The following is a 14,665-nucleotide window of genomic DNA, read 5'->3' as shown; positions in this document are numbered from 1 at the left end:
CGGATGACCTACCCCAAGGGCCAACCATCTCGGTTGGCCCTTTATCATTGCAGCCATGCCTGAAATGACACCCCTCCATCTCGTGGTACTGGCCGCCGGCAAGGGCACGCGCATGCGTTCGCGCAAGCCGAAGGTCCTGCAGCCCCTCGCCGGCCGGCCCCTCCTTGCACATGTCCTCGACCGCGCGGCCGCGCTGGACGCCGCCGCCTGCCACCTCGTGGTGAGCCACCAGCAGGAACGCGTGCGCGCCGCGTTCGCGGAATCGACGCTGCCCCTCGACTGGATCGATCAGGGTGAGCCCCGCGGCACGGGACACGCGGTGTTTCGCGCGCTGGAACATGTCCCCGAGGCAGCGCGCGTGCTGGTGACCTACGGCGATGTGCCGCGGATCCCGGTCGCCGACCTCGAGGCCTGCGCGGCGGGCGATGGGGTGACCGTGCTCGCCGCGCGTGTTGCCGATCCCGGGGGCTACGGGCGCCTGATCCTGGCCCCGGACGGCGCCCTCGAGCGGATCGTCGAGGACAAGGAGGCGTCGATCGACGAACGGGCCGTGGATCTGATCAATACCGGGGTCCTGGCCGCGCCGGCGGGCGATCTGCGCCGTTGGCTGGCTGCCTGCGAGCCGGCACCGGGTGGCGCGCGCGAGTGGTACCTGACCGACGTGGTCGCCGCGGCCCGCGCCGACGGATCCGCGGTCACTGTCGCCGAGAGTCGGGATCCGGCCGCGGTGCTCGGCGTGAACGATCGCGCCCAGCTGGCCGTCCAGGAACGGCTCTACCAGCAGGCGCAGGCGAACGAGATGATGCGCGACGGCCTGGCCCTGGCCGATCCCGACCGTATCGATGTCCGAGGCGTTCTCACCTTCGGGCAGGATTGCACGCTCGACGTGAATGTCGTGATCGAGGGCACGGTCACGCTCGCCGATGATGTCTACATTGGCCCCGGCTGCGTGCTGCGCGACTGCCAGATCGGGTCGGGCACGCAGATCGCGGCGCACAGCGTCCTCGAGGGGGTGCGCGTGGATGCGGATGCCCGGGTCGGGCCGTTTGCGCGCCTCCGGCCGGGTACGGTTCTCGGCACGGGCGCGCGGGTCGGCAACTTTGTGGAGATCAAGAACGCCACCCTGGGCCCGGGAGCGAAGGCGAATCACCTGACGTATGTTGGTGATGCCCGGGTGGGCGCGGGCGCGAACCTGGGCGCCGGCACCATCACATGCAATTATGACGGGGCCAACAAGCACCACACCGAGATCGGCGAACGGGCCTTTATCGGCTCGAACACCGCGCTGGTGGCGCCCATCCGCATCGGCGACGATGCCACTGTGGGGGCCGGGTCGACCCTGTCCGACGACGTCGAGCCGGGTGCCCTGGCGCTCACGCGCGCCCGGCCCCGCACCATCCGCGACTGGCCGCGTCCGAAGAAGACCAGCAAGAACGAGGAGAGCTAACCCATGTGCGGTCTGGTGGCAGGCATCGGCGAGCGCAACCTGGTCCCCGTCCTGGTGGAAGGGCTTCACCGCCTGGAGTACCGGGGCTATGACTCCGCCGGCGTGGCGGTGGTGAACGACGGGGCGGTTGCGGACATCCGCGCCATCGGCAAGGTGGCGGCGCTGGAGCAGCGCATCGACGCCGCCGGCCTGCAGGGGCGCGTGGGCATCGCCCACACCCGCTGGGCCACACACGGTGCCCCGAGCGAGGAGAATGCCCACCCCCATCGTTCGCGGGATGGCCGCGTGGCGATCGTGCACAACGGCATCATCGAGAACCATGCGGACCTGCGCTCGCGACTGGACGCAGCGGGCTGGCCCTGCGTGTCGGCGACCGACAGCGAGGTCATCGCCCACCGGCTGGAACAGGCGCTGGAGGCCGGTGCCACCCCGCGAGAGGCGATGCGCAGCACCTGCGCCGAGCTCCAGGGGGCCTACGCCATCGCCGCGGTGTTCGCGGACTTCCCCGACGAGCTGATCGTCGCCCGCTCCGGGAGTCCGGTGCTGCTCGGCCTGGGGATTGGCGAGACCTTTGCCGCATCCGACGTGCAGGCCCTGCTCCCGGTGACCCAACGCTTTGTCGACCTCGAGGACGGCGACATCGCCCGTCTGACGCGCGCCGGCGTAGAGGTCGAGGATGCGCGCGGGGCTCCGGTCGAGCGCGGCATCCGCGAGAGTCGTTGCCAGGTGAACGTCGCGGACCGTGGCGAATACCGGCACTTCATGCTCAAGGAGATCTACGAGCAGCCCCACGCCCTCGAGGAGACGCTGTCCGGTCGCCTCGGCGAATCGGCCATCCTCGAGAACATCCTTGGACCAGGCAGTGACGAACGGCTCGCCGACGTCGCCGCGGTCCAGATCGTGGCCTGCGGGACCAGCTATCACGCCGGCATGGTCGCGGCCCACTGGATCGAGGAGCACCTGGGCCTGCCGGCGCGGGTGGAGGTCGCCAGCGAGTACCGCTACCGCCGCCATGTCCTCGCTCCCGGCACGCTGCTTGTGGTGATCTCCCAGTCCGGTGAGACCGCCGACACCCTCGCGGTGCTGCGCCAGTCCCAGGAGGAGCCGTTCCTCGCCCGCCTGGCCATCTGCAATGTCCCCGAGAGCACCATGGCGCGCGCGGCCGACCTGATCCTGATGACGCACGCCGGCCCGGAGATCGGTGTCGCCTCCACCAAGGCCTTCACCACCCAGCTCGCCGCCCTGGGGATCCTGGTCCTGCTGCTGGGTCAGGTCGCGACGGCCGCCCGGATGCCGGCCAGCGACCGCGCCGCCGCTGTCGCGGCCCTGCGCGGTCTGCCGGATCAGGTCGCGCGGATCCTCGCCCTGGACACCCCCATCGCGCGGATTGCCGAGGAGCTGCTGGAACGCCAGCACGCGCTGTTCCTGGGCCGGGGCGCGTATTTCCCGATCGCCCTGGAGGGTGCCCTCAAGCTGAAGGAGATCTCCTACATCCACGCCGAGGCCTATCCCTCGGGCGAGCTGAAACACGGCCCCCTGGCCCTGGTGGATACGGAGATGCCGGTGATCGCGGTCGCCCCGGACGACGCCCAGCTGGAAAAGCTCTCCAGCAACCTGCAGGAGGTTCGGGCGCGGGGTGGGCAGCTGATCGTGATCGGCGAATCCAGCGCCGCACGGGCGCTGGCCCCGGAAGACACCTGGATCGGCCTCCCGCAGAACGAGGCCCTTAGCCCCTGGCTGGCGCCGGTCCTGTTCACCATCCCGTTGCAGTTGCTCGCCTATCACACGGCCGTGCTGAAGGGCACCGACGTGGACCAGCCGCGCAACCTCGCCAAGTCGGTCACGGTCGAATAGCGCGCCTCTCCGAAGTCTTGGGGAAACACTGATCCATCAGGAAACGCTTGTATTCGCGCCCCGGGTCGGCTAGATTCGGGCGCGCTTGAACAATCTGTCACAGGAGTCCCTCATGGATCAGCAAGAGCTCAACAACCGCTGCGTCACCCTGTTCCAGTCCCCGCGCATCCAGACCAAGCTCTGGAACCCGCGCATGTTCTGGGAAGTGGGCCGCAAGCTGAACACCACCCCGGACGAACTGACCCAGCCGAAGGTCGACCTGTGCGAGCTGGAAGTGATGCTCTCCGCTGCCGCCTACGAGCCGTCGCAGTGCGCCGACAACCTGAACCAGCGCGAGGCCGGCCGTGCCGACTTCATCCGTCGCGCGGTCCAGTCCGGCCAGCGTCCGTTCCTGCGCCGCGCGGCCTGATCCGCGCCCGCAGCGAACCCCGCGCTGTCCCTGGAGACCCGGCCCTGTGCCGGGTCTCTTCGTTTCCGGCCCCGCAAACCATTTTGGTCACCACAGAGCACACACAGGACACGGAGAAAGTACGGAGGGGCTTGGAGCGAATCTCTTCGTCGGGCCGCCGGCGCGGCCACGGCATCCGCAGCACGCGAGCCGGGACCTTCTCTGTGTCCTCTGGGCCCTCTGTGGTGCTATCGCCCTTCTTCGTGCCTTCGTGCACTTCGTGGTGCAACCCGCCCTTGCCCTCTGGTTCCGTCGCCCGTCGCGTCGCGGCTTACTGGCCACGGGCCTCCAGCCAGAAGGTGACCGGCCCGTCGTTGGTCAGGCTCACCTGCATGTCCGCGCCGAAGCGACCACTGGCGACCGGCGCGTGGCGTTCCCCGGCCCGCCGCACCAGATAGTCGAACAGTGCCGCCCCGTGTTCCGGGGTGGCGGATCCCGAGAAGCTCGGGCGCATCCCCTTGCGGGTGTCGGCCGCGAGGGTGAACTGCGGCACCAGCAGCAGCCCGCCCCCGGTCTCGGTCAGGCTCCGGTTCATCCGCCCCTCGGCGTCGGCGAAGACCCGGTAGCCCAGCAACCGGTCCAGCATGCGATCCGCGCCCGCCTCGGTGTCGTTCGGCTCCACCGCGACCAGCGCGAGCAACCCCGGCCCGATAGTCCCGACCGCCTCCCCGTCGATCGCGACCCGGCCCTCGGTGACGCGCTGGATCACCGCGATCACGCGCGCGCTCCCCCGGTCCCGGGCTCCACCTGCCCCGCCAGGTCGGCGGCCAGCCGGTCGGTCGCGGCCACCAGGCGGCGCAGGATCCCGGGCTCGGCGGCCGAATGGCCCGCATCCGGCACGATCTCCAGCTGCGCCTGTGGCCAGGCCCGGTGCAGCGCCACCGCCTGGTTGACCGGACAGACCACGTCATAGCGCCCGTGCACCAGCGTCCCGGGGATCCCCGTCAGCCGCCCGGCGTCGCGCAGCAGCTGGTCCGGCTCGAGGAAGGTGTCGTGTTTGAAATAGTGGCACTCCAGCCGCGCGAGGCTGACCGCGACGTCCGGGTCCTCGAAGTGGGCAATGACATCGGGGTTCGGCACCAGACAGGATGTACGCCCCTCCCAGCCCGACCAGGCCCGGGCCGCGGCCTCGCGCACCGGGCGTTCCGGCGAGGTAAGCCGCCGGTAGTAGGCGCCCACCATGTCGTCGCGCTCGGTCTCGGGGATCTGCGCCTCGTACTCGGCCCAGGCCTCGGGGAACAGACGGTCGGCCCCGGACTGGTAGAACCACTGGATATCCTGCGGCCGGCACAGGAAGATCCCGCGCAGCACCAGACCCAGCACCCGCTCCGGATGCGTCTCGGCATAGGCCAGGCCGAGGGTGGAGCCCCAGGACCCCCCGAATACCACCCAGCGCTCGATCCCCAGGTGTTCGCGCAGGCGTTCGATGTCCGCGACCACGTGCCAGGTGGTGTTCGCCTCCAGACCGGCATGCGGGGTCGAGCGCCCGCAGCCCCGCTGGTCGAACAGCACGATCCGGTAGCGTTCCGGGTCGTAGAAGCGACGGTGCCAGCTCTCGCAGCCCGACCCCGGTCCGCCATGCAGGAATACCACCGGGATCCCGTCGGGATTGCCGCACTCCTCGAAGTAGAGTTCGTGGCCGTCGCCGACCGCCAGGCGGCCCATCCCGTGGGGTTCGATCTCGGGGTACAGTGCGTCCATCAGGGGTCTCCGGCCAAAACCCCGAGTGTCGCCAAAAAGTCCCGCGGGCGAAAGACTACTCCGGGTCGTCGATCACCCGCCCGCGGTAGACCCGGCGTTTGTGGGTGGGCCGGCCCCCTGCGGATGGCGCCGCGTCGGTCCCGGCGGGCGGCTCACGCCGCGGCGCGTGCAGATACCCCGACCCTTCGAGCTGGCTGCGCAGGGTCAGCGCCGCGGCCTGCACCAGGCTCGACTGCGAGCGCGCCGCATAATCCAGAATGGTCTCCATGAAGTCCGGGTCACTGACCGACAGCCGGGCCACTGCGGGGAATTCGGCCCGCATGTTCCGCCGCAGTTCGGCGGCCAGGCTGAGGCTCTTGCGGTCGTGCATGGGGGTCCCCGGTGGACATGGGTGTTCCCGAGCTCATGCAAACCCAATGCCACGGCGGGACCCGCCGCGCAGGCCCAGCGTGCGCCCCGGTCGCCGCGATCCCGCACCCTAGGGAAACGCTGATGAATGTGCACGCTCGCGCTCGAGTCGCTTTTGCGTGCGAACAAGGCGCGGTGACTGCCGTGCAGTCATTCTGCACAAGGGAACCGCAACGCCGTGCGCGCGCAAAAGCGGCCGAGCCCCAAGGGTTGGCACCCCAAGTTCCCCGATCCTGCGTTGCACCGCTTGCGGGTAGAACCACTACCCGCTGCACGGTGCGCCTTGCCTCGGAGAACCTGGGGTGTCAACGCGAGCGTGTACATTATCCAGTGTTTCCCTCGGCGAAGAACTCGAAGTGCTGCCCGATCGGCAGCTTGCCGAGCACGCTCGCCCCGTAGGCACTCGACTTGATGTCGGTGTGGGCACCCTGCTCGTCACCGCGCAGCTTCACCTTCCCGAGGTCCGAGTAGAACCCCTCCACCCCTACGTAGGGATTGAAGTTGTATCCAACGAACCCGCGCCAGACGTTGTCGTCATCATCCAGGCGGTAGTCGGAGGCACCAGAACCAATAAAATCAGCGACCTCGTCCCGATCATTCTTCAGCGAGCTGAAACCCGTTCCCAGGCCCATGTACAGCCCCTCGCTCCGGTCGGATGGATCCGCCATCACTCCCTGCGGTACCAGAAGACCCGAGGCTGCCACTGCAACGGTTGCAAGCAGGAATTTTTTCATTTGCGCGTCTCCTTGAAACATTGTTGATCACCAAAGGCGCGCCGATTCTCCCGAACCGTCATATAACCAAAAAGGCCGAACCTGTGATGTCCTCCGGATAACCGCAAAAACCCCAAAAGCGCCCCACTCACAACGCGAACCCGACCACAATCAGCACCGCAAAAATGCGCGGGGACGACGCTGATCCACCGACACGCGCCCCCGGATCCCGCAGGACCCGTGCCGGGTTAAGGACACCCGGTGTCAGTCCAGTTCGCGCAGCGGGTCCTCGTTCGCGGAAGGCGCCTGCTCGCCACCGGCTTCGTCCTGCTGGCGTTCTTCCTCGCGCAGATCCTCGACCCAGCCACGCAGGTCCTCCTCTACCTCCTCGACCGTTTCGTCCACGGTCTCGCCGGCCTCCTGTGCCGGGCCGGAGTCGGAACACCCCGCCAGCAGGCCGGCAAGGCCCAGGACCAGGCCCACTGCATATACCGGATGCCGGGTCCAATACGCACCGGGGTCCACGCCCGCGTCTTTTACTCGCACGTCATTGTTCATCTCGCACCTGCCCGTGAATTAAATACTCAAGGTGTTGTCCGGCCAACCCGGGTCCTGTCGTTCACCGAACCATTCTCATGGAAACGCAGCGCGCGCCGCGGGAACGGATTCACATTCGAGGACTCGCTCTTATTGCACCGCGTACCAGTTTGCAAAATGCGTCCTCAACATGCGCGCCGCGTCGCGATTCGAAAAACCGAAATGAGAACGGGTGCGCCAAGCCGGATACAAACCCCACACTGAATCAAAATTTCTGCCCTACACTGATATTTTCAGATGACCGAAAAGGAGAAAACCGATGCTGGGATGGGCCCTGTTGTTTCTGATTGTCGCGATCGTGGCGGGCGCGCTCGGCCTCAGCGGCATCGCCGGAGCCGCCACGCAGATCGCCTGGATCCTGTTTGTCGTGGGGCTGATCCTGGCCGTGGTCTTCTTCATCACCGGGCGCCGGCCCCCGCTTTAGCGAAACGCCCGTCTCCATCACCCCGGAGGCGGGTGTAACGGTAAGAAACACCGGTGTTACGCGACGTAACACACTGAAGAACCAGCCGGGCGCAAGTCACTGTTCCGCCCCGGCAGCAAGATTGGCGCGCTATTTGCAGTGAATCCCCGAAACGTGAACACGATCACCTTGGGGATGCCGCCCACGCCATGTCTGACGCGCTCGACAGCACCCGGGAGTTCCTCGGCGCCCACGCCCCGTTCGACCAGCTCGAGGCGGACGCGCTGGAATTCCTGCTTCCACGGCTGGAGAGCCGCTTCTATGCCCGGGGAGCCCGCATCACCGACCCCGAGGCCGGCCCCGCACAGCGTTTCCACATCATTCGCCAGGGCCGCATCCGGGGCGAGACCCCCAGCGAAGACGAACAGCTCTCCGGCAAGGCCTGGGAGCTGATCCCCGGCGAATGCTTCCCGATTGGTGCCCTGCTGGGGCGACGCGCCGTGCACACCGTGCACCGCGCGGCCGAGGACACCGTCTGCCTGGAACTGAACCTGGAGGACTTCGACCGCCTGCGGGCACGCTCGAAGGTCTTCAACGACTTCTGCACCCGCCGCCTGGCCAATCTCCTGGACCGCCTGCAGCAGGGCCTGGACACCCTGTCCGCCCGCGACGGCGGGTCCGCCGGTCAGCTCAACACGCCCCTGGCGCTGCGCATTGCGCGCGAGCCCGTCACCTGCCGCCCGGAATCGCGCCTGCGCGAAGTCCTCGCCTCGATGCGCGACGAACGCGTGGGCTCCATCGTCGCGGTCGACGCGGAACAGCGACCAGTGGGGATCTTCACCCTGCACGACCTGCTGGCGCGCGTGGCGCTCGCGGATGTGGACCTGGATACGCCGATCGCCGCCGTGATGACGCCGGACCCGGTTGCCCTGGCCGAAGACGCCCCCGGGTTCGAGGGCATCGAGGCAATGACGGAGCACGGCATGACCCACCTGTGCGTGGTGCGTGACGGACGCCTGGTCGGGGTGCTGGGCGAGCGCGACCTGCTGACCAGCCAGCCGCTGACCCTGGATGGCCTGGTCCGCGAGATCCGCCGCGCGGACTCGGTGGCGACCATTGCCGAGCGCCTGCGTCAGGTTCCGCGCCTGATCGAGGCGGTAGTCGGCCAGGGCGCGGAGGCGGATCAGGTCCTGCGTCTGATCACCCGCCTCAACGAGCACGCCACCCGCCGCGTGCTGGCGTTGCTGCGCGGCGAACACCCGAGCATCGAGGGCATCGACTTCACCTGGCTGGCGTTTGGCTCCCAGGCCCGCGAGGAACAGGCCCTGGTCACCGACCAGGACAACGGCATCCTGTTCGATGCCGAGGCCGGTGATGCGGACGCCATCCGCGAGCGCCTGCTGCCCTACGCGAAGGCCGTGAACCAGGCCCTGGCGGAATGCGGCTTCACCCTGTGCCCCGGCAACATCATGGCCGGCAATCCGGAGTGCTGCCTGAGCGGCCCGGAGTGGGATCAACGCTTTACCCGCTGGATCGAGCAGGGCACCCCGGAGCACCTGCTCAAGAGCACGATCTTCTTCGACCTGCGCGCGGTGGACGGCGATGCCGGCCCGGTCGAGGCCCTGCGCACCCGGCTGCTGCAGAAGACCGCGTTCAACAGCCGGTTCCGCCGTCAGATGGCGGCCAACCAGCAGATGTTCCGGCCGCCGCTGGGCCTGTTCGGCGAGATCAAGAGCGGGGCCGAGGGCATCGACATCAAGAAGCAGGGGCTCACACCCTTCGTCGACGCCGCGCGCGTCATCGCGCTGGCCGCCGAGCTGCCGGCGACGCGCACCCACGACCGACTGGACCAGGCGGTCACCGCGGACGTGATGCGCGAAACCGATGCCCGCGACTACCACGCGGCGCTGCGCTACCTGCAGATGCTGCGCCTGCGCGCACAGCAGAAAGCCCTGCGCGAGGGGCGCGAGGACGACAACCGAATCCGGCCGGAAGAACTGGGTGCCCTGGAGGGACGGGTGCTCAAGGAGAGTTTCCGGCAGGCCCGCAAGCTGCAGGGACAGCTTGAGGTGCAGTACCAGCTGTGAAGGACCACGGCAAACAACAAAACCTTACGAGAGGAGCATCGTCATGTCACAAGAAGACCTGAGCCGGCAGGCGTACTGGCGGGCGCACCTGCGCCTGCTGGGCATCTGCCTGGCCATCTGGTTCCTGGTGTCGTTCGTGCTGGGCATCCTGGTGGCCCAGCCCCTGAACGCGTTCCAGCTGGGGGGCTATCCGCTGGGCTTCTGGTTCGCACAACAGGGGTCGATCTACACCTTCATCATCCTGATCTTCGTTTATGCCTGGCGCATGAACGTCCTGGATCGCAAGTTCAACGTCCACGAGGAGTAAGCCTGTCATGGATCAACAGACTCTAAGCCTGCTCGTGGTCGGGGCGACCTTCGCCCTGTACATCGGCATCGCCATCTGGGCGCGTGCCGGTTCGACCAGCGAGTTCTACGTCGCCGGGCGCGGCATCAACCCGATCGCCAACGGCATGGCCACGGCCGCGGACTGGATGTCCGCCGCATCGTTCATCTCCATGGCCGGCCTGATCGCCTTCCTCGGCTTCACCGGGGGCGCCTACCTGATGGGCTGGACCGGCGGCTACGTGCTGATGGCCCTGCTGCTGGCCCCGTACCTGCGCAAGTTCGGGAAGTTCACGGTGCCGGAATTCATCGGTGACCGCTTCTACTCGAAGGCCGCGCGCATCATCGCGGTGATCTCCCTGATCGTGATGTCCGTCACCTACGTGATCGGGCAGATGCGCGGGGTCGGGATCGCCTTCTCCAACATCCTGGAGGTGCCGCTGGCCACCGGGCTGTTCGCCGGGATGGCGGTGGTGTTCATCTACGCCGTGCTCGGCGGGATGAAGGGCATCACCTACACCCAGATCGCGCAGTACGTGATCATGATCTTTGCCTACACGGTGCCGGCGATCTTCATCGCCATCACCCTGACCGGCAACCCGCTGCCGCAGCTGGGTCTCGGTTCCACCCTGCAGGGTTCCGATACCTACCTGCTGGATGCGCTGGACCAGACGATGGTGGATCTGGGCTTCCACGCCTACACCGAAGTGGGCGGCATGAGCCTGATGAACATGTTCCTGCTGACCCTGGCGCTGATGATCGGTACCGCGGGTCTGCCGCACGTGATCATCCGCTTCTTCACCGTTCCGCGCGTGCGGGATGCCCGCAAGTCCGCCGGCTGGGCGCTGGTGTTCATCGGCATCCTCTACACCACCGCCCCGGCGGTCGGTGCGATGGCCATCTGGAACCTGGTCAACACCGTGCATCCGGGCGAGATCGGCACCGAGGAAGGCCACCTGGCCCACGCGGACAAGCCGGCCTGGATGGAGCGCTGGGAGCAGACCGGTCTGCTGGCGTTCGAGGACAAGAACGACGACGGCGTGATCCAGTACTACAACGACGCCAACGAAGAGTTCGCCGCGATGGCGGAAGAGGAATACGGCTGGGAAGGCTCCGAGATCGTGACCCTCGACCGCGACATCATGGTGCTGGCCAACCCCGAGATCGCCGGGCTTCCGGGCTGGGTGATCGCACTGGTCGCAGCGGGCGGTATCGCTGCCGCACTGTCGACCGCGGCGGGGCTCCTGCTCGCCATATCGTCGGCCATCTCGCACGACTTGCTGAAGGGCGTATTCATGCCCAGGATCAGCGAGAAGAACGAGCTGATGGCAGGACGTATCGCCATGGCGGTCGCCATCCTGTTCGCGGGGTATCTGGGGCTTAATCCACCCGGCTTCGCGGCCGAGGTGGTGGCACTGGCCTTCGGTCTGGCCGCGGCCTCGCTGTTCCCGACCCTGATGATGGGCATCTTCATGAAGAAGATGAACAAGGAAGGCGCGATCGCCGGCATGCTGGTCGGTCTCGGGACCACCCTGCTGTACATCTTCACGTACAAGGGCTGGTTCTTCTTCTCCGGCACCGCCATGCTCCCGGACAATCCGGACGGCTGGCTGCTGGGTGTGAACCCGACCGGCTTCGGCGCCATCGGCGCGGCCTTCAACTTCATCACCGCCTACATTGTGATGAAGATGACCAAGGAACCGCCGAAGGACATCCAGGACCTGGTCGAAAGCGTGCGCGTACCGCGTACCGAAAGCTGATGGACGGCCCCGTCATGCCTGGCAGCATCGGCATGGCGGGGCTCCCGTCACCATGACTGGATGGAGTTTCAGAAGTAACGACGGGGTCGGCTCGGGTGCACCGGGTCGGCCCCTTTTATCTGGCACATGTCCCGCGGGACAAGCGGCAATCGACCCGAACCCGGTCGATTGCCGGTTGCCCCACACCCTGAACCCCAACGTATCCACGCCCCGGTGTCTCCCCGGGTATATCGCCACACGGACCCGCGCATGAACGGCGAACTCGAAGAGATCCGCGAGTTTCTCGATCGCTGCCCGGATCTGGCCTCCCTGCCGGCGGCCAGCCGGGACGCGATCGTGCGTCAGCTCACCCTGCGCTACCTGCGCGAGGGCAGCCGCTTCCCGCCGGACGCCGAGCCCGGCCTGTGGATCGTGCGCACCGGCACCCTGGAGATCCGCGACGCCCGCGACACCCTGCTGGACCGCCTGGGCGAAGGGGATCTGGTGCATCTCGCCGCGTCACCGCAGACCCCGCTCGGCCCCGTGATCGAGGATGCCCTGGTCTACCACCTGCCTCTGGAGCGCGCCCGGCAACTGGCCGCCCGCGACGGCGCCATCGCCCAGTTCCTCGCCGACGACGCGCCGCGCCCCCTGGCCGCCGGGGGGGCGCCCCACGGCCACGGGGACGACAACCGGCTGCTGACCACGCCAGTCCGCGCGCTGATGACGCCGAACCCGGTGCTGGCACCGAGCACCCTGAGCCTGCGCGAGGCCGCGCGCCTGATGGACCGCGCCGACGTCTCCGCCCTGCTGCTGCACGCCCCGGACCGGCCGGGCGCCCCCGAAGGCATCCTGACCGACACCGACCTGCGGCGCGCCATCGCCAAGGGCATCGATCCCGGGCAACCCGTGGCGGAGTCCATGGCCGGCCCGCTGACCACCGTCCAGCGCGACACGCCCGCCTTCGAGGCCCTGCTGCGCATGGCCCGCCACGACATCCACCATCTTCCCGTCGTCCACGAGGCGGACGGGACCCTGGCCGGCATGCTCTCCAGCACCGACCTGATCCGCCACCAGGGCACCAGCGCCGTCTACCTGGTGCGCGACCTGCGCCGGGCCGACGATCTCAACGGCCTGAAGGCCGTGATGCAGGCCCTGCCCCGGCTGCAGGCCCAGCTGGTGGACTCCGGCGCGGATGCCGTGCAGCTCACGCAGACCATCACCACCGTGATCGACACCCTGACCCAGCGCCTGATCGAGCTCTGCGAGCGTGACCAGGGATCGGCCCCCTGCGCGTATGCCTGGCTGGCCAGCGGCAGCCAGGGCCGCCACGAACAGACCGTATTCACCGACCAGGACACCGCGCTCATCCTGGCCGACGACGCGCCGGAGGGGGCCGGCGCCTGGTTCGAGGCACTGGCCCGCCAGGTCACCGCCGGCCTGGATGCCTGCGGCATCCGAGCCTGCCCCGGCGATGTCGACCCCACCCACCCGGACTGGCGCCGCCCCGCCGCCGACTGGGCCCGCGAGATGGAACGCGTGCTGCATCACCCCGCCGCGCGCGATGCGATGCTGGCCACCCACTATCTCGACATGCGCGTGATCCACGGGGACGCCACGCTGTTCGAGCCCCTGCGCCAGCGGGCCCTGGAAACCGGGGCCCGCCACGAGGCCCTGCTGAGCGCCCTGGCCGACCAGGCCCGCGACCTGCCCCCACCGCTAGGCTTCTTCCGGCAGTTCGTGCTGGAGGACAGCGGCGAACACGCGGACACCCTGGACCTGAAGATGCGCGGCCTGCTCCCGATCGTGGCCATGGCACGGGTCTTCGCCCTGCATGCCGGCAGCGAGGCGCGCAGCACCGTGGAGCGCCTGCGCGCCGCCGCGCGCGCCGGTGTGATCAGCGACACCACGGCCGACAACCTGGTCGATGCCTGGCGCTACATCGCCGAGCTGCGCGCCCGCCACCAGGCGAACCAGATCCGCAACGGCCAGCCCCCGGACAACGCGCTGGACCCGGCCGAGCTGTCCACGCTGGAACGCAGCCACCTGAAAACGGCCTTCCGCCTGGTCAGCGACGCCCGCAAGACGGCGCTCGCGAATGCCGAACGGGTCCACGGATGAGCCGCTGGACCTTGCCCGGCGCACCCCCGGTCCGCTGATGGTCTGCCCGCTGAACCATCCCGACTGGCGCCGACCGCCCGGGCACTGGCGTTTCTGTCGTGCCCGCCGGCGCGCCGCGCGCCGGGCCCCGCCGGGCCCGCTGCGCGCGTCCCTGGAGGCCCCCCTGCCGCGCGCCGGCCAGGCGGTCGCGGCCAGCCGCTTCCTCGCGGTCGACCTGGAGACCACCGGGCTGGACCCGGAGCACGACCGCATCCTCAGCATCGGCTGGGTGGCGATGGACGGCGCCCGCATCGACCTGGCGACCGCGGACCAGCGCCTGGTGCGCGCCGAGGGACCGGTGCCGGAGGCCAGCGCGGTGATCCACCGCATCACGGATCAGCGGGCTGCCGGCGGCGTCCCGCTGGAGGAGGCGCTGGACGCCCTGTTCGAGGCCCTCGCCGGACGCGTCATGGTGGCGCACCACGCGGCGCTGGAGATCGGCTTCCTGGAACAGGCCTGCCAGCGGCTGTACGGCGTGCGCCCGCCGCTGGCGATCGTGGACACCCTGCGCCTGGCGGAGACGGCCCTGCGCCGCGCGGGCCAGCCAATCCCCGCCCACGGGCTGCGCCTGCATACCCTGCGCGCGCGCTACAACCTGCCGGCGTATCGCGCGCACGACGCGCTGTTCGACGCCATCGCCGCGGGCGAGCTGTTCGCCGCCCTGCTGAGCCGGCAATCGCCGGACGGCAAGCTGCCGCTCGGGCGCGTGCTGTTCCGCCCCGCATGGCTCTGGTAGGCGCGGCCAGCGGGCGGTTCGCATGCTATCCTCGCACCCACTATGGAA

The 14,665-nt window shown here is 68.6% G+C and carries 13 protein-coding genes and 1 pseudogene; 9 read left to right on the top strand and 5 right to left on the bottom strand.

Features of this window, described 5'->3' with window-relative positions; genetic code table 11:
- Nucleotides 1–64: 64 nt before the first annotated feature.
- The 3 genes from glmU (at nucleotide 65) to F614_RS0104090 (ending at nucleotide 3,710) form a co-directional block, all read left to right on the top strand.
- On the top strand, nucleotides 65–1,447 hold the full coding sequence (gene glmU / locus F614_RS0104100) for a bifunctional UDP-N-acetylglucosamine diphosphorylase/glucosamine-1-phosphate N-acetyltransferase GlmU (RefSeq protein WP_019558330.1): 1,383 nt from the start codon (nucleotides 65–67) through the stop codon (nucleotides 1,445–1,447).
- A gap of 3 nt (nucleotides 1,448–1,450) precedes the next feature.
- A complete protein-coding gene (glmS, locus tag F614_RS0104095) occupies nucleotides 1,451–3,301 on the top strand; it encodes a glutamine--fructose-6-phosphate transaminase (isomerizing) (RefSeq protein WP_019558329.1) in 1,851 nt (616 codons plus the stop codon).
- A gap of 112 nt (nucleotides 3,302–3,413) precedes the next feature.
- Nucleotides 3,414–3,710, top strand: a complete 297-nt coding sequence (locus F614_RS0104090; protein ID WP_017943077.1) for a hypothetical protein — start codon at nucleotides 3,414–3,416, stop codon at nucleotides 3,708–3,710.
- Nucleotides 3,711–4,020: 310 nt separating this feature from the next.
- On the opposite strand, the gene dtd is transcribed toward F614_RS0104090, so the two are convergent.
- The 5 genes and pseudogenes from dtd to F614_RS0104065 form a co-directional block, all read right to left on the bottom strand.
- On the bottom strand, nucleotides 4,021–4,467 hold the full coding sequence (dtd, locus tag F614_RS0104085) for a D-aminoacyl-tRNA deacylase (protein ID WP_018876784.1): 447 nt from the start codon (nucleotides 4,465–4,467) through the stop codon (nucleotides 4,021–4,023).
- Nucleotides 4,464–5,450 (bottom strand): prolyl aminopeptidase, encoded by a 987-nt coding sequence (gene pip, locus F614_RS0104080; RefSeq protein WP_019558328.1) that lies wholly within the window; start codon nucleotides 5,448–5,450, stop codon nucleotides 4,464–4,466. Before pip ends, dtd begins: the two co-directional genes overlap by 4 nt.
- A gap of 55 nt (nucleotides 5,451–5,505) precedes the next feature.
- Nucleotides 5,506–5,820 (bottom strand): hypothetical protein, encoded by a 315-nt coding sequence (locus F614_RS0104075; RefSeq protein ID WP_018867628.1) that lies wholly within the window; start codon nucleotides 5,818–5,820, stop codon nucleotides 5,506–5,508.
- Nucleotides 5,821–6,196: 376 nt separating this feature from the next.
- Nucleotides 6,197–6,592 (bottom strand): annotated as a pseudogene (locus F614_RS0104070) (outer membrane beta-barrel protein); the annotation flags it as partial.
- Between the two features lie 243 nt (nucleotides 6,593–6,835).
- Nucleotides 6,836–7,129: a hypothetical protein gene (locus F614_RS0104065; RefSeq protein WP_231366583.1), complete on the bottom strand. Its 294-nt coding sequence runs from the start codon at nucleotides 7,127–7,129 to the stop codon at nucleotides 6,836–6,838.
- 298 nt (nucleotides 7,130–7,427) lie between these two features.
- Here F614_RS0104065 and F614_RS14325 point away from each other — a divergent pair, with 298 nt between their 5' ends.
- The 6 genes from F614_RS14325 to F614_RS0104035 all read left to right on the top strand — a co-directional run bounded on the left by F614_RS14325 (nucleotide 7,428) and on the right by F614_RS0104035 (nucleotide 14,617).
- Nucleotides 7,428–7,592, top strand: coding sequence for a DUF1328 domain-containing protein (locus tag F614_RS14325; protein WP_018866545.1), 165 nt, complete (start codon nucleotides 7,428–7,430; stop codon nucleotides 7,590–7,592).
- A 188-nt stretch (nucleotides 7,593–7,780) separates the two neighbouring features.
- Nucleotides 7,781–9,658, top strand: coding sequence for a DUF294 nucleotidyltransferase-like domain-containing protein (locus tag F614_RS0104055; protein ID WP_018866544.1), 1,878 nt, complete (start codon nucleotides 7,781–7,783; stop codon nucleotides 9,656–9,658).
- A 43-nt stretch (nucleotides 9,659–9,701) separates the two neighbouring features.
- Nucleotides 9,702–9,965 (top strand): DUF4212 domain-containing protein, encoded by a 264-nt coding sequence (locus F614_RS0104050; protein ID WP_018866543.1) that lies wholly within the window; start codon nucleotides 9,702–9,704, stop codon nucleotides 9,963–9,965.
- A 7-nt stretch (nucleotides 9,966–9,972) separates the two neighbouring features.
- The gene (locus F614_RS0104045) at nucleotides 9,973–11,742 is read left to right on the top strand and encodes a sodium:solute symporter family protein (RefSeq protein ID WP_018866542.1); all 1,770 of its coding nucleotides are present in this window, start codon (nucleotides 9,973–9,975) and stop codon (nucleotides 11,740–11,742) included.
- 249 nt (nucleotides 11,743–11,991) lie between these two features.
- Nucleotides 11,992–13,842 (top strand): putative nucleotidyltransferase substrate binding domain-containing protein, encoded by a 1,851-nt coding sequence (locus F614_RS0104040; protein ID WP_019558327.1) that lies wholly within the window; start codon nucleotides 11,992–11,994, stop codon nucleotides 13,840–13,842.
- Nucleotides 13,843–14,005: 163 nt separating this feature from the next.
- Complete coding sequence (locus tag F614_RS0104035; RefSeq protein ID WP_026329803.1) at nucleotides 14,006–14,617, top strand: 3'-5' exonuclease; 612 nt, start codon at nucleotides 14,006–14,008, stop codon at nucleotides 14,615–14,617.
- Nucleotides 14,618–14,665 lie beyond the last annotated feature (48 nt).

Origin of the sequence: Thioalkalivibrio sp. ALE12, assembly GCF_000381105.1 — a bacterium.
In the GTDB taxonomy this organism is placed as follows: Bacteria; Pseudomonadota; Gammaproteobacteria; order Ectothiorhodospirales; family Ectothiorhodospiraceae; genus Thioalkalivibrio.
The sequence above is the reverse complement of the archived record's forward strand: the minus strand, read 5'-3'. Positions and strand labels throughout refer to the sequence as shown.

Coding starts and splice junctions, on each gene's coding strand:
- glmU (WP_019558330.1), top strand. CDS start 65: ATGACACCCCTCCATCTCGTGGTACTGGCCGCCGGCAAGGGCACGCGC.
- glmS (WP_019558329.1), top strand. CDS start 1,451: ATGTGCGGTCTGGTGGCAGGCATCGGCGAGCGCAACCTGGTCCCCGTC.
- F614_RS0104090 (WP_017943077.1), top strand. CDS start 3,414: ATGGATCAGCAAGAGCTCAACAACCGCTGCGTCACCCTGTTCCAGTCC.
- pip (WP_019558328.1), bottom strand. CDS start 5,450: ATGGACGCACTGTACCCCGAGATCGAACCCCACGGGATGGGCCGCCTG.
- F614_RS0104075 (WP_018867628.1), bottom strand. CDS start 5,820: ATGCACGACCGCAAGAGCCTCAGCCTGGCCGCCGAACTGCGGCGGAAC.
- F614_RS0104065 (WP_231366583.1), bottom strand. CDS start 7,129: ATGAACAATGACGTGCGAGTAAAAGACGCGGGCGTGGACCCCGGTGCG.
- F614_RS14325 (WP_018866545.1), top strand. CDS start 7,428: ATGCTGGGATGGGCCCTGTTGTTTCTGATTGTCGCGATCGTGGCGGGC.
- F614_RS0104055 (WP_018866544.1), top strand. CDS start 7,781: ATGTCTGACGCGCTCGACAGCACCCGGGAGTTCCTCGGCGCCCACGCC.
- F614_RS0104050 (WP_018866543.1), top strand. CDS start 9,702: ATGTCACAAGAAGACCTGAGCCGGCAGGCGTACTGGCGGGCGCACCTG.
- F614_RS0104045 (WP_018866542.1), top strand. CDS start 9,973: ATGGATCAACAGACTCTAAGCCTGCTCGTGGTCGGGGCGACCTTCGCC.
- F614_RS0104040 (WP_019558327.1), top strand. CDS start 11,992: ATGAACGGCGAACTCGAAGAGATCCGCGAGTTTCTCGATCGCTGCCCG.